This is a genomic window from Synechococcus sp. O70.1, assembly GCF_047462215.1.
In the GTDB taxonomy this organism is placed as follows: Bacteria; Cyanobacteriota; Cyanobacteriia; order Thermostichales; family Thermostichaceae; genus Thermostichus.
On record NZ_JANSIT010000004.1, the window covers coordinates 173,381 to 185,899 of the forward strand.

At 60.0% G+C, this 12,519-nt stretch carries 14 protein-coding genes and 1 pseudogene; 4 read left to right on the forward strand and 11 right to left on the reverse strand.

Annotated features, from left to right (window positions below):
• Positions 1-238: 238 nt before the first annotated feature.
• The 4 genes from radA to trpB all read right to left on the reverse strand — a co-directional run bounded on the left by radA (position 239) and on the right by trpB (position 4,937).
• The gene (gene radA / locus NW833_RS03950; protein ID WP_414411616.1) at positions 239-1,675 is read right to left on the reverse strand and encodes a DNA repair protein RadA; all 1,437 of its coding nucleotides are present in this window, start codon (positions 1,673-1,675) and stop codon (positions 239-241) included.
• Between the two features lie 12 nt (positions 1,676-1,687).
• Entirely contained in the window at positions 1,688-2,824 is a 1,137-nt protein-coding gene (aroC, locus tag NW833_RS03955) for a chorismate synthase (RefSeq protein ID WP_414411617.1), read from the reverse strand.
• Between the two features lie 35 nt (positions 2,825-2,859).
• Positions 2,860-3,600, reverse strand: a complete 741-nt coding sequence (locus NW833_RS03960) for a pantothenate kinase (RefSeq protein ID WP_414395540.1) — start codon at positions 3,598-3,600, stop codon at positions 2,860-2,862.
• A gap of 74 nt (positions 3,601-3,674) precedes the next feature.
• Positions 3,675-4,937, reverse strand: a complete 1,263-nt coding sequence (gene trpB, locus NW833_RS03965) for a tryptophan synthase subunit beta (RefSeq protein WP_414411618.1) — start codon at positions 4,935-4,937, stop codon at positions 3,675-3,677.
• A gap of 418 nt (positions 4,938-5,355) precedes the next feature.
• On the opposite strand from trpB, the gene NW833_RS03970 reads away from it, so the two are divergent.
• From NW833_RS03970 to NW833_RS03980, 3 genes are read left to right on the forward strand one after another with little or no spacing between them, the layout of a single operon-like run.
• Positions 5,356-5,640: a hypothetical protein gene (locus tag NW833_RS03970; protein ID WP_414395544.1), complete on the forward strand. Its 285-nt coding sequence runs from the start codon at positions 5,356-5,358 to the stop codon at positions 5,638-5,640.
• 49 nt (positions 5,641-5,689) lie between these two features.
• The gene (locus NW833_RS03975; protein WP_414411619.1) at positions 5,690-6,253 is read left to right on the forward strand and encodes a helix-turn-helix domain-containing protein; all 564 of its coding nucleotides are present in this window, start codon (positions 5,690-5,692) and stop codon (positions 6,251-6,253) included.
• A complete protein-coding gene (locus NW833_RS03980; RefSeq protein ID WP_414411620.1) occupies positions 6,253-7,818 on the forward strand; it encodes an Hsp70 family protein in 1,566 nt (521 codons plus the stop codon). The genes NW833_RS03975 and NW833_RS03980 overlap by 1 nt, the downstream gene beginning before the upstream one ends.
• A gap of 237 nt (positions 7,819-8,055) precedes the next feature.
• On the opposite strand, the pseudogene NW833_RS03985 reads toward NW833_RS03980, so the two are convergent.
• From NW833_RS03985 to psbE, 7 genes and pseudogenes are all read right to left on the reverse strand, one after another.
• Positions 8,056-8,922, reverse strand: a pseudogene (locus tag NW833_RS03985) (ARPP-1 family domain-containing protein); the annotation flags it as partial.
• Positions 8,923-9,210: 288 nt separating this feature from the next.
• The gene (locus NW833_RS03990) at positions 9,211-9,324 is read right to left on the reverse strand and encodes a photosystem I reaction center subunit VIII (RefSeq protein ID WP_414395550.1); all 114 of its coding nucleotides are present in this window, start codon (positions 9,322-9,324) and stop codon (positions 9,211-9,213) included.
• Positions 9,325-9,362: 38 nt separating this feature from the next.
• Positions 9,363-9,833, reverse strand: coding sequence for a photosystem I reaction center protein subunit XI (locus NW833_RS03995; RefSeq protein WP_414395552.1), 471 nt, complete (start codon positions 9,831-9,833; stop codon positions 9,363-9,365).
• A gap of 488 nt (positions 9,834-10,321) precedes the next feature.
• The gene (locus NW833_RS04000) at positions 10,322-10,441 is read right to left on the reverse strand and encodes a photosystem II reaction center protein J (RefSeq protein ID WP_414395554.1); all 120 of its coding nucleotides are present in this window, start codon (positions 10,439-10,441) and stop codon (positions 10,322-10,324) included.
• Positions 10,442-10,559: 118 nt separating this feature from the next.
• Positions 10,560-10,685, reverse strand: coding sequence for a photosystem II reaction center protein L (locus NW833_RS04005; RefSeq protein ID WP_414395556.1), 126 nt, complete (start codon positions 10,683-10,685; stop codon positions 10,560-10,562).
• Positions 10,686-10,691: 6 nt separating this feature from the next.
• Complete coding sequence (gene psbF / locus NW833_RS04010; RefSeq protein ID WP_414406122.1) at positions 10,692-10,841, reverse strand: cytochrome b559 subunit beta; 150 nt, start codon at positions 10,839-10,841, stop codon at positions 10,692-10,694.
• Positions 10,842-10,903: 62 nt separating this feature from the next.
• On the reverse strand, positions 10,904-11,149 hold the full coding sequence (gene psbE / locus NW833_RS04015) for a cytochrome b559 subunit alpha (RefSeq protein ID WP_414360519.1): 246 nt from the start codon (positions 11,147-11,149) through the stop codon (positions 10,904-10,906).
• 167 nt (positions 11,150-11,316) lie between these two features.
• Between psbE and aroB the strand changes: the two genes are divergently transcribed.
• Positions 11,317-12,441, forward strand: a complete 1,125-nt coding sequence (gene aroB, locus NW833_RS04020; protein ID WP_414411627.1) for a 3-dehydroquinate synthase — start codon at positions 11,317-11,319, stop codon at positions 12,439-12,441.
• Positions 12,442-12,519 lie beyond the last annotated feature (78 nt).

The window sequence follows — 12,519 nt, forward strand, 5'->3', positions numbered from 1 at the left end:
CAGGGCGGCTTTGCCCCCTACAGCGATAGGGCAGTCACCTACAGGCTGCTACCTCGGAGCCTCTTGGTCAGATTTCCTAGGAAGAGCAGCTAGCGCTCTGCCTGGGCGTTCACGCTGGAGACGATGAGGTCCACCACGAAGAGAAACAGGGCTACCAGCGCTATAGCTCGATCCCTCGCCAACGCTAATCGTGTGCCCACCTGCCCAGGGATCCGGTTGCCGTTCGTAAACCTCCATTCTAGGACGTTCTCCCATAGCTGGCTTCAGCAACAAGGCAAGGTGGGGCTTCGGACTCGGAGCTAGGCAGAGCTACCAGCAGAGCCTCCAGCAGCCGCTGCACCCGGCTCAGGCGCAGGCCCGCATCGGCCAAGACGGGGCTGTTGGGGATGAGGGCGTGGCGGAAGCCCAGCTTGCTCGCTTCCTTGAGGCGCTGCTCCAACTGGGCCACCGGGCGCACCTGCCCCCCTAACCCCACCTCCCCAATCAAGACCGTGAAGGGATCCACCTGGCGATCCCGGAAGCTGGCGGCCACCGCCACGGCCACCCCCAAGTCGGCAGCGGGCTCGGCCACCTGGATGCCCCCGGCGGAGGCGACGTAGGCATCGTACTTGGAAAGCGGGATCCCTACCCGTTTTTCCAGCACTGCCAAGATCTGTAGGAAGCGGTTGAGCTCGATGCCCGTAGCAGTGCGGCGGGGGGAGCTGTAGCTGGTGGGGCTGACTAGGGCTTGCACCTCTACCACCAAGGGGCGAGTGCCCTCCCAGGCGACGATAGTAGCTGTTCCCGGCGTAACCTGATCCCGACTGCTTAAAAAAAGCTGCGAGGGATTGTCCACCTCCACCAAGCCAGAGGCAGTCATCTCGAAAACGCCAATTTCCTGGGCTGCCCCAAAGCGATTTTTGACGGCGCGCAACAGGCGGTGGCTCTGGAAGCGATCCCCCTCAAAGTACAAAACTGTATCCACCAGGTGCTCCAGCACCTTGGGCCCGGCCAGGGATCCATCCTTGGTTACATGGCCAACGATGAGCAGGGCCACCCCCAGCTTCTTGGCCACTCGCATCAACAGGCCGGCGCATTCCCGCACCTGGGAAACGGATCCCGGCGCTGAGCTGAGCTGCCCCCAGAAGATGGCCTGAATGCTGTCGATGATCGCCACCTGCGGCTGTAGGGCCTGGATCTCGGCCACAATGGCCTCCAGCTCGGTCTCGGCCAAGAGGTAGAGCTGCTCGCTTTCTACCCCCAGCCGCTCGGCGCGCAGCTTAATCTGCTGGGCTGACTCCTCTCCCGACACATACAGGGTGGGCTTGTGCTTGGCTAGATGCGCGGCAGTCTGCAGCAGGAGGGTGCTCTTGCCAATGCCTGGCTCCCCGCCGATGAGCACCAGGGATCCCGGCACAATGCCACCCCCCAGCACCCGATCAAACTCGCCAAAGCCGGAGGAAAGGCGAGGGTGGCGATCCGAGCACACCTGGGTGATGGGGAGAGCTAACTGGGGGATCCCGTTGGTGCGGCTAGGCGGGGGAACAAGACGCTGCAGTGGCCTAGACTTGGGGGAGGGGGTGACGACTACCTCCGTCAGCGTGTTCCAGGCGCCACAGTTGTCGCAGCGGCCAAAAAACCTAGGATAGCGCTCGCCGCACTGGCTGCACTCCCAGACGGTTTTGGTCTTGGCCATGGCTGGCAACTCCTAGCCTTGGGAAGCGGCGGTGACAGGAAGGGGCACCTCCGGCAAGACCAGGGATCCGCACTGGGCGTGGTGGCGCAGCAGATGGTCGCAGAGAACTATGGCTACCATCGCCTCCACCATCGGCACTGCCCGCGGCAAGACACAGGGATCGTGGCGTCCCCGCGCCGCCAAGACAGTCTCCCGGCCGTCGAGGGTAACGGTGTTTTGGGGCTGGCGAATGGTGGCAGTGGGCTTGAAGGCCACCCGGAGGACGATGTCTTCGCCATTGCTAATGCCCCCTTGGATGCCGCCGGAGCGGTTGCTGCGGGTGCGCCAGCCGCTGGGAGTCATGTAAAACTCGTCGTTGTGCTGCTTGCCGGTCAGGTAGGTGCCGGCAAATCCCGACCCAATCTCAAACCCCTTGCTGGCGGGCAGCGACATCACCGCCTTGGCCAGGTCGGCTTCCAATTTGTCAAACACCGGGCAGCCCAGGCCGCGGGGCACATGGCGGGCCACGCACTCCACCACTCCCCCCAGGGAATCCCCTTCCCGTGCTGCTGCTTCAATTTTCTGGATCATGGCCGCCGCTGCTTGTGGGTCGGGGCAGCGGACAATGTTGGCTTCCACCTGCTCGGCTGTTACTGAGCTGGGATCCACCTGGGCCTCCACGTCTTTGACCCGCTGCACGTAGGCCAGGATCTCCACCCCTGCCGCCAAGCGCAGGATCTTCTTGGCAATGGCTCCGGCAGCCACCCGGCCAATGGTCTCCCGCGCTGAGGCCCGTCCTCCCCCCTGCCAGTTGCGGATGCCGTACTTGGCCTGGTAGGTGGCATCGGCATGGGAAGGGCGAAAGGTGGTGGCCATTTCGCTGTAGTCCTGGGGGCGGGCGTCCTGGTTGCGCACCAGGATGTGGATGGGCGTGCCCAGGGTAAAGCCCTGAAAAACGCCGGAGAGGATCTCGCAGCAATCGGCTTCCTGGCGGGGAGTTGTGATGTGGCTCTGGCCGGGACGGCGCCGATCCAGCTCTGCCTGAATGTCGGCCTCGCTCAGGGGCAGCCGCGGTGGGCAGCCGTCCACCACCACCCCCACCGCCCCACCGTGGGACTCCCCGTAGGTGGTGACAGAAAACAGGACGCCGAAGGTGTTGCCGTTGGCCATGGGATCCCGTTGAAAATCCCCCTGTGCTGATAGCTTTATTCTGCCCTAGGCAACTGCTGGGCGGCGCGGTGCAACTGACGGCAGCTGGCAATTCCCCACAACACCAGGTGAGGATCCCAGCGCAGCTCTGGGTCGAGGGGGCGCAGGTGGAGGTAGAGCAGCTTGCCATCGCCGCCGGTCAGCAGCAGCGGGCCTTGGGGAAAGCGGCAGCGCCAGTCGGCAAGGAACTCCCGCAATCCCGCTAGCAGCGTATGAAGGATGCCGCTGTGGATGGCGGCCACGGTGTCCCTGGCCCAGCGGGGGGGCAAGGGATCTGCCGGATCCCACTGCACTTTGGGCAGTCGGGCGGTGTGGTCGGCTAAGGCTTGCGCCTGCAGCCCCAGGCCAGGCAGGATTGCTCCTCCCACCAGGGATCCCTCAGGGTCAGCTCCCGTCAGGGTCAGGGCAGTGCCGGCGTCGATGACCAAACAGGGCCAGCCGTAGCGGATCCCAGCGGCCCACAGAGCTAGTGCCCGATCCAGCCCCAGGCTTGGGTAGGGATCCCGCAGCGGCACCTGGGAGAGTTCAAGGCAATGCACCCAAGGAGATGCCGGCGGCAAAGGGGCAGAGCCGACAGCAGCTAGCCACAGCTCCGTCTCTTCTGGCCAGGCCAAGGGCTGGTGGGTGGGAAACTGCTCTACTTTGATTAGGGTCTCTCCGGCAAACCAGCCCCAGCGCACGTGGGTGTTGCCCAGCACGGCAGCCAGCCACAAGTCTGCTTGGGCCTTAGAACTCATGCAACGGCTCTGCTTCCATTTGCCCGGCAAGCTGCCATTTTCAGTAGGCGCCTTGAGTTCCTCTAGGCGAGACCCTAGGCTAGGCTGCGCCCCCGCTGCTGCAAGTACTTGAAAACGGCGTTCAAATCTTTGTCGCCCCGCCCAGAGCAATTGACCACTACCCGCTGCTGGGGGCCAAGTTGAGGGGCTAGGGTCTTCAGGTAGGCCAGGGCGTGGGCCGTCTCTAGGGCGGGGATGATTCCCTCCAGGCGCGACAGCAATAGCAGCGCCTCCACCGCCTCGTCGTCGGTAACTGCGTAGTACTCAGCCCGCCCAATCTCCTTTAAGTAGCTGTGCTCCGGCCCCACACCGGGGTAATCCAAGCCAGCGCTGATGGAATGGGCCTCCTGCACCTGGCCCTCTTCATCTTGCAGCAGGTAGCTCATGGCTCCGTGCAAGACCCCAATGCGACCGCGGCTAAGAGTAGCAGCGTGGCGGGAGGTGTGCAAGCCCTCCCCGGCAGCTTCGATGCCGATAAGCCGCACCTGGGGATCCGGAACAAACTCGTTGAACAACCCCAGGGCATTGGAGCCGCCGCCTACACAGGCCAGCAGCACGTCCGGCAGGCCTCCCCATTTCTCTTGGCACTGCTGCCGCGTCTCCTGGCCGATGATATCGTGAAAGGTCCGCACCAGCTTCGGGTAGGGGTGGGGTCCGGCCACCGTGCCAATGACGTAGTGGGTGGTCTCCACGTTGGTTACCCAGTCGCGGATGGCCTCGGAGAGGGCGTCTTTGAGGGTGGCTGTGCCTGATTCGACCCCCCTTACCTCAGCGCCCAGCAGGCGCATCCGCTGCACATTGGGGGCCTGCCGCTCCATGTCCACTGACCCCATGTAGATGACGCATTCCAACCCAAAACGAGCACACACCGTTGCCGTGGCCACCCCATGCTGGCCAGCGCCAGTCTCGGCAATGATCCTTCGCTTGCCCATGCGCACCGCCAGCAGCACTTGGCCAAGGGCGTTGTTGATCTTGTGGGCGCCGGTGTGGTTGAGATCCTCCCGCTTCAGGTAGATCTGGGGGCCGCCGTAGTGCTCGGTAAGCCGCTGGGCAAAGTAAAGGGGGCTGGGCCGCCCGACAAAGTCCCGCAGTAGGCTGTGAAACTCGGCGCGAAAGTCGGGATCCTGCCAATGCCGCTCAAAGGCTTCCTCCAGCTCTGTGAGGGCACTCATCAGGGTTTCCGGCACAAACCGGCCCCCAAACGGCCCAAACCGGCCCTGCGGATCCGGACGCACCCTCGGGTCAAGGGGATCCAAAGCAGCAGGATGGGCAGCAGTAGCTGGGGAAGTCGGGGTCATGGCAGAGGGTTAGCAGGAGTTTGGCAGCCGGCAATAGGAGATAGACTTCCCCAATTCTACAGAACTCTCAGGAAGGAGATGGGCCGACCTCTTTGTAGGGAAAAGATTTCCGGAGTCCTCGGATTTTGGTTTTGGGCGCAGCCTTCCCCAAGAGCAGCCTACACTTAGGGGTATGGAGAGGGCTACCGTTCGCGTTAGCGGGACGGAGTCCTTGTTAAGAAGATCTGCCGCGTGCCTAGCCTGTCTGCTTGCCGGGCTCAGCTTGGTGAGGGAATCTCAGCCCAGTTAGGTTTTCAACCCTACATCAATGCCCGCTTTGGCTACCGCATCGACTACCCGGCAGACTTTATCCCCCAAGGGGAAGCTGACAACAGCGACGGCCAGGTATTTATCGGGAATCGGGAGCTGAGCTGCGCGCTTGGGGCGGCTACAACGTCTTTCAAGCAACGCCTGCCAGCGCCTTGCAAGAAGAGCTGCGCCGCAGCCGATCATCCGACGCCGGGTTACCTACCAAGTTGCCGGTCGGGATTTCTTTGTGATCTCTGGCTACGAACCAGACGGTCAGCGGATTTTTTACCTCAAGAAGCTTGTCCGACCTTCCCTGCAAGCCGGCTTTGAATTCGTGTACCCGGCCAACCGGCGCGAGCGCTACGACCGGGATGTGGAAGCTATAAGCCGTTCCCTGAGCCTTGTGGATCCCTGAGCCCAAACCCAAGTTGCGGCATGATCGTAGGGATCCCTGGCAAAATTCAATGGCCGAGAGACCGCTGGACAATTGGCTGCAGGAACGCATGCGGGCCGTTGGCCTCTCCTCGTGGCGGGCCTTGCAAGCACGGGCAGGGATCAGCCGCCGTGCCCTCGATCAAGTGCGCCAGGGGAAGTGGGGATCCCTGCGTCTGGAGCAACTACAAAAGCTGGCTGCCGCCCTGCAGTGGGATTTGGGATTCCTGCTGCGCCTAAACGGACATGACAAAATGGGATTCACCGAACCACCGGAAGTCCTCTTCTCCCTGCTGCAGCCGCTGCTTACTAGCTACCCCACCGTTCGCGAAATCGCCCGCCGCAAGCCCGATTGGCCGGCCCAAAACGTAACGGCTCTCTTTCGCTCCTTGGATGCCCTGCTGCAGCACTGGGGGTATGAGCCCATCGGCAGCCCTCTTGAATCTGTCCCCTTCGACCCGCAACTGCACCAGCCAGATCAGCCGGATATTCGGCCAGGGGATCCCGTCTACATCCGCTTTGTTGGCTATCGCCGGGGAGACTATATCCTCTGCCCTGCCAAAGTCAGCCGCTCTCTGCCCGGAGGACTGAGCTGATGGCACCTGTCTCCAAAGCGACGCTAGCCATTGACTTTGGGACCAGCAATACGGTGGTGGCAGTTTGGGATCCCGTCCAAGCAGCGCCCCGCCTGCTCAGCTTTCCCGGTCTTTCCCGGCAGGAGCAAGCCCACTCGGCCATTCCCAGCTTGGTCTATGTGAAGGGCAAAAACCAGCTCCTCGTAGGGGAAACCGTGCGCGCCGGTCGTTGGGGAGCGGTGGATCCGCAGCGGCTGTTTCAGGGCTTCAAGCGGGAGTTGGTAGCAGAGTTTGTGCCTCCGCCGCGAGTTCTGGATGGGGAGCGCTACGACGCTGAGAGGGTAGCCCAGGCTTTTTTGCAGGCGGTGATGGAAGCTGTCCAGAAAGAGGGCCTGCAGCCGCAACAGGTGGTGTTTACAGCCCCTGTCGGCTCCTTTGAGCGCTACTTGAACTGGCTGCGGAGGGTGGCCGGCGCCTGTGGCTGGGATCCCATTCAAATCGTGGACGAGGCCACTGCCGCTGCCCTGGGCTATGCGGTCGGCCAGCCGGGATCCGTGGTGCTAGTGGTGGATTTCGGCGGCGGCACCTTGGATCTCAGCCTAGTGCGCACCCTGGCCCCCCAGGCAGGTAACTCCGTTCTCAAGGCGGAGGTGATTGCCAAAGCCGATGCCTACGTAGGCGGGGTGGACATCGACATCTGGATTGCCGAATACCTGCTGGGGCAACTGGGGTTGAGCCGACAGCAGCTTGGGGCCCTGAGCTGGATTACGCTTTTGGAGCAGGCAGAGCAGCTCAAGATTGCCCTTTCCACTCAGCCCGAGGCCGTGAGCAGTTGGTTTGACGACGAGGCCCTGACCGCCTATGAGCTGCGCTTGGATCGGCAGGCGCTGGAGGAGATTTTAGAAGCCCACCAGCTCTTGGATCAAATCCGCCAGTGCCTAGACGATGTCCTCCTCACCGCCCAGGCAAGGGGGTTGGCCAAAAGCCAAATTGAGCAAGTGCTTCTGGTGGGAGGGAGCTCCCAACTGCCGGCAGTCCAAGAGCTGCTCCGCTCCTACTTCGGCAAAAAGAAAGTCCGCTGCGAACGCCCCTTCGATGCCGTGGCCCTGGGCGCCCTGCAGGTGGGCTGCCAGGTGAAGCTGGAGGATCGCCTCCACCACAGCTACGCCATCCGCCTCTGGGATCCCTTGCAAAAAAGCTATATCTACTACCCTTTGTTCGAGCGGGGCAGCCCCTACCCCTGCCGACGCTCCGAGCCCTTGATCTTGCAGGTGGCCAACGACGGCCAGACCGAAGTTCGCCTCGATGTGGGGGAAGTGGCCCAAGTGGCCCAAGCCGAGGTGGTTTACGACGAGCTGGGGCGCATGAGCAGCCGCCAACTTACCCGGCAAACCGATTTCCGATCCCTGACCCTTGGTACTGAGCCAGCTTGCCTGGCCCGCCTGCAGCCCCCTGGGCGAGTCGGGGAAGACCGCCTGCGGGTAGAATTTGCCATTGACGCCTCGCGACGCCTGCTGGCCACCATTATCGACTTGCAGACTCAGCAGCCTTTGGTAGAAGCTCAGCCCGTAGCCACCTTGAGTTAGAGGATTCTACCCGGCCCGGACTTGCCTGGGTTTCCTGGTGAGCCAGCGGTGGGAACGCCAGCGCCGCCAAGGCCGCCAGAAAGCTAGACAGGCGGTAGCCAAGCTAACTCAAAGCTAACTCAAGACGTGCAGCTTGCTCTAGAGCACCTGAATCGGCAATCCCCCCTAGGCTGGAAAGGCGCTGTAGGGATCATCTGCCTAGTGCTGCTTTTTGCGGCGGTAGGGCAACAAAGGAAGCTATCGCAACCAGAACGGGAAAAGACCGCTAGGGTGGCCACTGACCTCATCCCCAGGAATTGAAACGGCTGACAGATAAACCAGCTTTTCGTCGTAGAAAAACGCAGAGCCTTGGTCGCCTCGCCGGGACTTTGCTCGGTACTCCTGGCCTTCGCCCACTGTGGTTACGGCTTCCCAGGGCCATTGAGTTATGTCGGTCCAGTACTGGAGAACATCCTCAGAGGTAGCCTTGGCTGGTGAATCCGTTTTGCGGAGAGCCTCTATGGCTAGCCCAGCCACTAGGCGAGGCCACAGCCGGCTGCAGGTTTGCGCCGTTCCAAAAAGATCCAGCGAGCGCACACGGCCATCCAGAGCAATGGCCAGGCCAGTTGCTCCCTCAACGTAGTTGATGTCTTTGCGAAACTCTTCAATCTCCTCCTCGTAAGCCTCATAGGCGTCGCTGAGAGCACTGGTCGGGGAGCTGACATTAAGCTCGCAGTGAAAAAATGCAACAGTGTCCCACACCTTTCCTTAGTCTGATCGATGGCCAATCTTCTTCTTCAGGGACTCGTAGACACCCCTTTTTAGCTTGTATCGCAATAGGTTAGGTACAAGGCGCTCGCCCTCCCTCATCTCGCGAGACTGGAAGTGCCACCTCCCAGCTTCCACGCAGGAAACGGGTATTGTGACCTTACTCTTTGGCTTAATCAAGACGGTGGTATTCAAGACACGGTTTTGTTTAGCCCCTATTAGCTCCTGCCCCTCCACCAGCAGCAACAGGGACTCGCTGTGGTTTTCCGCAACCAGGTGAGGCAATGCTCCAGCCTCGCTCACCTTAGTAATGGTCGCTTCTTTGGTTTGCAGTTCTGGAAGACGATGGGCAACTTCCTGCTCTTCCTGAGAAAAGAGAGGGAAAACCTGGAAACTGCCCTCTTGAAGAGGATCACCACTCTACGCAAGGTTGGAAAGTTAAGGCTGGCCACTGATTCCTCCTTACTTGCTGAAGTCTGCCCCTTCCCGATCAGCACTCTAAAGCTCTCTGGAAATTCCCCCTTCCCAAAAACAAGAAGACTTAACCTTTGCCGGCAGAACATGGCAGCAAGATCCACCTTCCTGCCAAAAAGGGAGGGATCCCTGGATAAGGGATCCCTCTTCCAAGACCCACCGAGACTAGAGTTAGTCGCGCTCAACGTACAGAAAGAGCACAGCCATGGCCACTGCCGGCAGCAGCCAACCAACAATGGGGATGAAAATCCAAGGAAGATAAGCGGCAGCGTAAGAACCGGTCATAGTCTTGCTCCCCTCCAGTACCTTGACAAGCTTGACAACTAATTCACCAATCCTCGGAAGATGGCATCGATCCCGGCAAAGTTCTCCAAAAGGAAGTAGGCAGCAAAGGCACCACCCATACCTCCCAGGAAGAACCCCGCTGTCAGATCCCCCCAGCCACGGGCCGTGGACAAAGGATTAGCCCCTGGCGTTTCTGGCTTGTTTCCAAAGGTAACGCTGCCATAGGCCGACATACAGGCGGTTCCCAGCAGCACAATGGCCATTGCCGTAACCAGTCCGCCCAAATTGGCTGCTCCAGGATAATCGCGCAGCGGGCCTAGAAGAATCTCCGGCCCCACCAGGAAGTAGCCGTGGGCTAAGCCAATCTCCAGCCCCCGCAGCAGAGGAGAGAGGCCGCGGCGGTTAATGGCAAGATTGTTGATAAACAGACGGGTGACAGGAGAATCGCTAATGGGCGTTGAAAGATGCCCCTCGCAGGGATCGTCATTGAAGGTGCGAACGTAATCCATGTCCGAAGATCCTGCCTGGAATTTTGGAATTCATTCTACGGGGCCTCAGCTCTCCTCCTAGCAGCCGCCGTCCGGATCGTTAAAAAAGTTCATGCTCACTTAACAGAGATATAGACCCTTGTCAAGGGATCCGTTTTTGCCTGCGCCTCCCCAGTCCTTGGCTTTTTCCTAGGCAAATAGCTTTTCCCAGCACCACTGCCCCCCAGGTGTTTCTAAGATCCTGTAAAAAAACCTAGCTGAAGTGCAGCTAGGTCAAAAGAATACGGCTCCTACCGCGAGATCCTCCCCTCCATAAATCAAGCCAAGGGGCACTCCAAAATAGAGGTACGCAAAGGTTGACCTTTGCGCTCTGGTCTAACGACGCCGTGCCACCCCACTGGATAAGACAGGACGGCGAGCTGCGCCGCACGGCCACTCTTCCCCTTCACGCGAGGTAGAACGAAACAGAGCGAGGATTACTGCTCCTCGCCCTCCCCTACTTCTCTAAACTACACCGGCGATCCAAGACCGGTATAGGAGCCGTAGAAGAAGAGTCCAACCACCGTAATCACCCCCAGCCCAACAACCACAGCCACTATCCATAGGGGGATCCTTGCTTGACTGGTCATAGCAACTGGCCTCCAAAAGAACTGAAAGGAGATTACACCCCTAACTTCCAGCAAAAATGAGTTTGCACTGCTCCCTGCAGTCCTTCCTCAACTGTTAGAAGTAGGGATGACCCTCGCCTCAGTTGAGAAAGTAGCTAGAAAACAACAGGCCAAGCACAAACACCAACAACAAGCCCAGGTATAGGGAGGTGCGGTTTAGCTCTACCGGCTGGGTATTAGGGTTCTTTTCAGGTTGATCAGCCATAGGGGTTCACCGTTGAATAAACTGCATTGCCGCAATGGCTCCCAGAAAGAAAACAGTTGGGATGGCCAAAGTATGCACTGCCAGCCAGCGGACAGTAAAAACAGGGTAAAAAACAGGCTCGTCAGCATTGGGTTGAGTAACTGGTTTAGTTGCCATCGCTCAGACCTTGCCTCTTTTACAAACTGTAACAGTTGCGAAGTTGCTGCCCTCACCCCGTTCTAGCGCGTCAACCTCTCCAGCTGCTCAAGAGCGTTGAAGCGGTCGCTTACAATGGGCAACTCCTGACGCTCTGCGGTGAAATACTCATTGGGGCGCGGCGTGCCAAAAATATCATAGGCTAGGCCCGTGCTCACAAAAAGCCAGCCTGCCAAAAACAAGGCGGGAATGGTCAGGGCGTGAATGACCCAGTAGCGGACACTGGTAATAATGTCAACAAAAGGTCGTTCTCCGGTGTTGCCAGCCATGAAACTCCTCCCTGCGGTAGGGGCAAAAGCGCTTTTTGAACTTTTTGAGGCTATATCTCAATCATAAGGACTTCGAGGCACAACTACAAGTTAAAGCCGGATCCCGTCCTAACCTGCAGGTGGGAGAAGGTGAAGTAACAGAGCGTGCCACCCTGGATTCCCCGCCCATGGATCCCTGTCTGATTCCTGTCAAGCTTCCCCACGGCTCCTACGACATCGTCATCCAATCTCCAGAAGGCCCTAGGGGCCACAACCTCATCCACTTGGGATCGCAGATGCGAGCCAGAGGACTTGCCGGCAAGGCGCTGGTGGTGAGCCATCCGGGCATTGCCAAGCACTTTGCCGAAAAGTTAATGCAGGGCCTGCAACAAGCAGGATTTGCTGCCCATCTTTTTCTTTTGCCTGCTGGCGAGCGCTACAAAACCCTGCGCTCGGTGGCCAGGATCTACGACGCCGCCTTGAGCTTTGGCCTGGAGCGCTATTCCACTCTCATTGCCCTGGGAGGCGGGGTCATCGGGGATATGGTTGGGTTTGCCGCCGCCACTTGGCTGCGCGGGATCCCTTGGGTGCAGGTGCCCACTTCGCTTTTGGCCATGGTGGATGCGGCCATTGGCGGCAAGACCGGCGTCAACCATCCTGGCGGGAAAAATCTCATTGGGGCCTTCTACCAGCCGCGCCTGGTGTGGATGGATCCAACGGTGTTGCAGACCCTGCCCCGGCGGGAGTTTACCTCTGCCCTGGCCGAAGTGATCAAATACGGTGTCATCCAGGCCGCCGACCTGTTTGAGTTTTTGGAAGAGCAGCCCAGGCTAGGCCGCTACACCGATTTTGCCCCCTCAGACTTGCACTATCTGCTGCGGCGCTGTGCCGAGTGCAAAGCCTGGGTGGTGCAGCAGGACGAACGCGAAGGGGGCTTGCGGGCCATCCTCAACTACGGCCATACCCTTGGCCATGCCCTAGAAACCGTTACCGGCTACCGCCGCTATCTGCACGGAGAAGCTGTCGCCATCGGCATGGTAGCTGCCGGGGAGATTGCCCGTCGCTTAGGCTGGTGGAGTGCCACCGAAGCCGAACGGCAGCGGCACCTGATCGAGAGGGCAAGGCTGCCCAGCCACTGGCCTGCCGGGATCCCTTGGGAGGCTGTCTTGCAGGTCATGCAGGCCGACAAAAAAGTTAAACAAGGACGGATCCGCTTTGTCTTGCCGCGCCGGATTGGCCAAGCGGAGCTGACCGATCAAGTTGAGCTAGCCGATGTGCAGGCTGCTCTGGCTTCGATGACGGAAACCTCTTGAACCGCTCTGAAAGACTTATACAACGCTGGACAAAAGCGGACTTTTGCTCCAGGTTGACGCTTTCTTCCTGCTTCCACG

Excerpts from the sequence above, each read along its gene's own strand:
- radA (WP_414411616.1), bottom strand. The coding sequence starts at position 1,675 with ATGGCCAAGACCAAAACCGTCTGGGAGTGCAGCCAGTGCGGCGAGCGC.
- aroC (WP_414411617.1), bottom strand. The coding sequence starts at position 2,824 with ATGGCCAACGGCAACACCTTCGGCGTCCTGTTTTCTGTCACCACCTAC.
- NW833_RS03960 (WP_414395540.1), bottom strand. The coding sequence starts at position 3,600 with ATGAGTTCTAAGGCCCAAGCAGACTTGTGGCTGGCTGCCGTGCTGGGC.
- trpB (WP_414411618.1), bottom strand. The coding sequence starts at position 4,937 with ATGACCCCGACTTCCCCAGCTACTGCTGCCCATCCTGCTGCTTTGGAT.
- NW833_RS03975 (WP_414411619.1), top strand. The coding sequence starts at position 5,690 with ATGGCCGAGAGACCGCTGGACAATTGGCTGCAGGAACGCATGCGGGCC.
- NW833_RS03980 (WP_414411620.1), top strand. The coding sequence starts at position 6,253 with ATGGCACCTGTCTCCAAAGCGACGCTAGCCATTGACTTTGGGACCAGC.
- NW833_RS03990 (WP_414395550.1), bottom strand. The coding sequence starts at position 9,324 with ATGACCGGTTCTTACGCTGCCGCTTATCTTCCTTGGATTTTCATCCCC.
- NW833_RS03995 (WP_414395552.1), bottom strand. The coding sequence starts at position 9,833 with ATGGATTACGTTCGCACCTTCAATGACGATCCCTGCGAGGGGCATCTT.
- NW833_RS04000 (WP_414395554.1), bottom strand. The coding sequence starts at position 10,441 with ATGACCAGTCAAGCAAGGATCCCCCTATGGATAGTGGCTGTGGTTGTT.
- NW833_RS04005 (WP_414395556.1), bottom strand. The coding sequence starts at position 10,685 with ATGGCTGATCAACCTGAAAAGAACCCTAATACCCAGCCGGTAGAGCTA.
- psbF (WP_414406122.1), bottom strand. The coding sequence starts at position 10,841 with ATGGCAACTAAACCAGTTACTCAACCCAATGCTGACGAGCCTGTTTTT.
- psbE (WP_414360519.1), bottom strand. The coding sequence starts at position 11,149 with ATGGCTGGCAACACCGGAGAACGACCTTTTGTTGACATTATTACCAGT.
- aroB (WP_414411627.1), top strand. The coding sequence starts at position 11,317 with ATGGATCCCTGTCTGATTCCTGTCAAGCTTCCCCACGGCTCCTACGAC.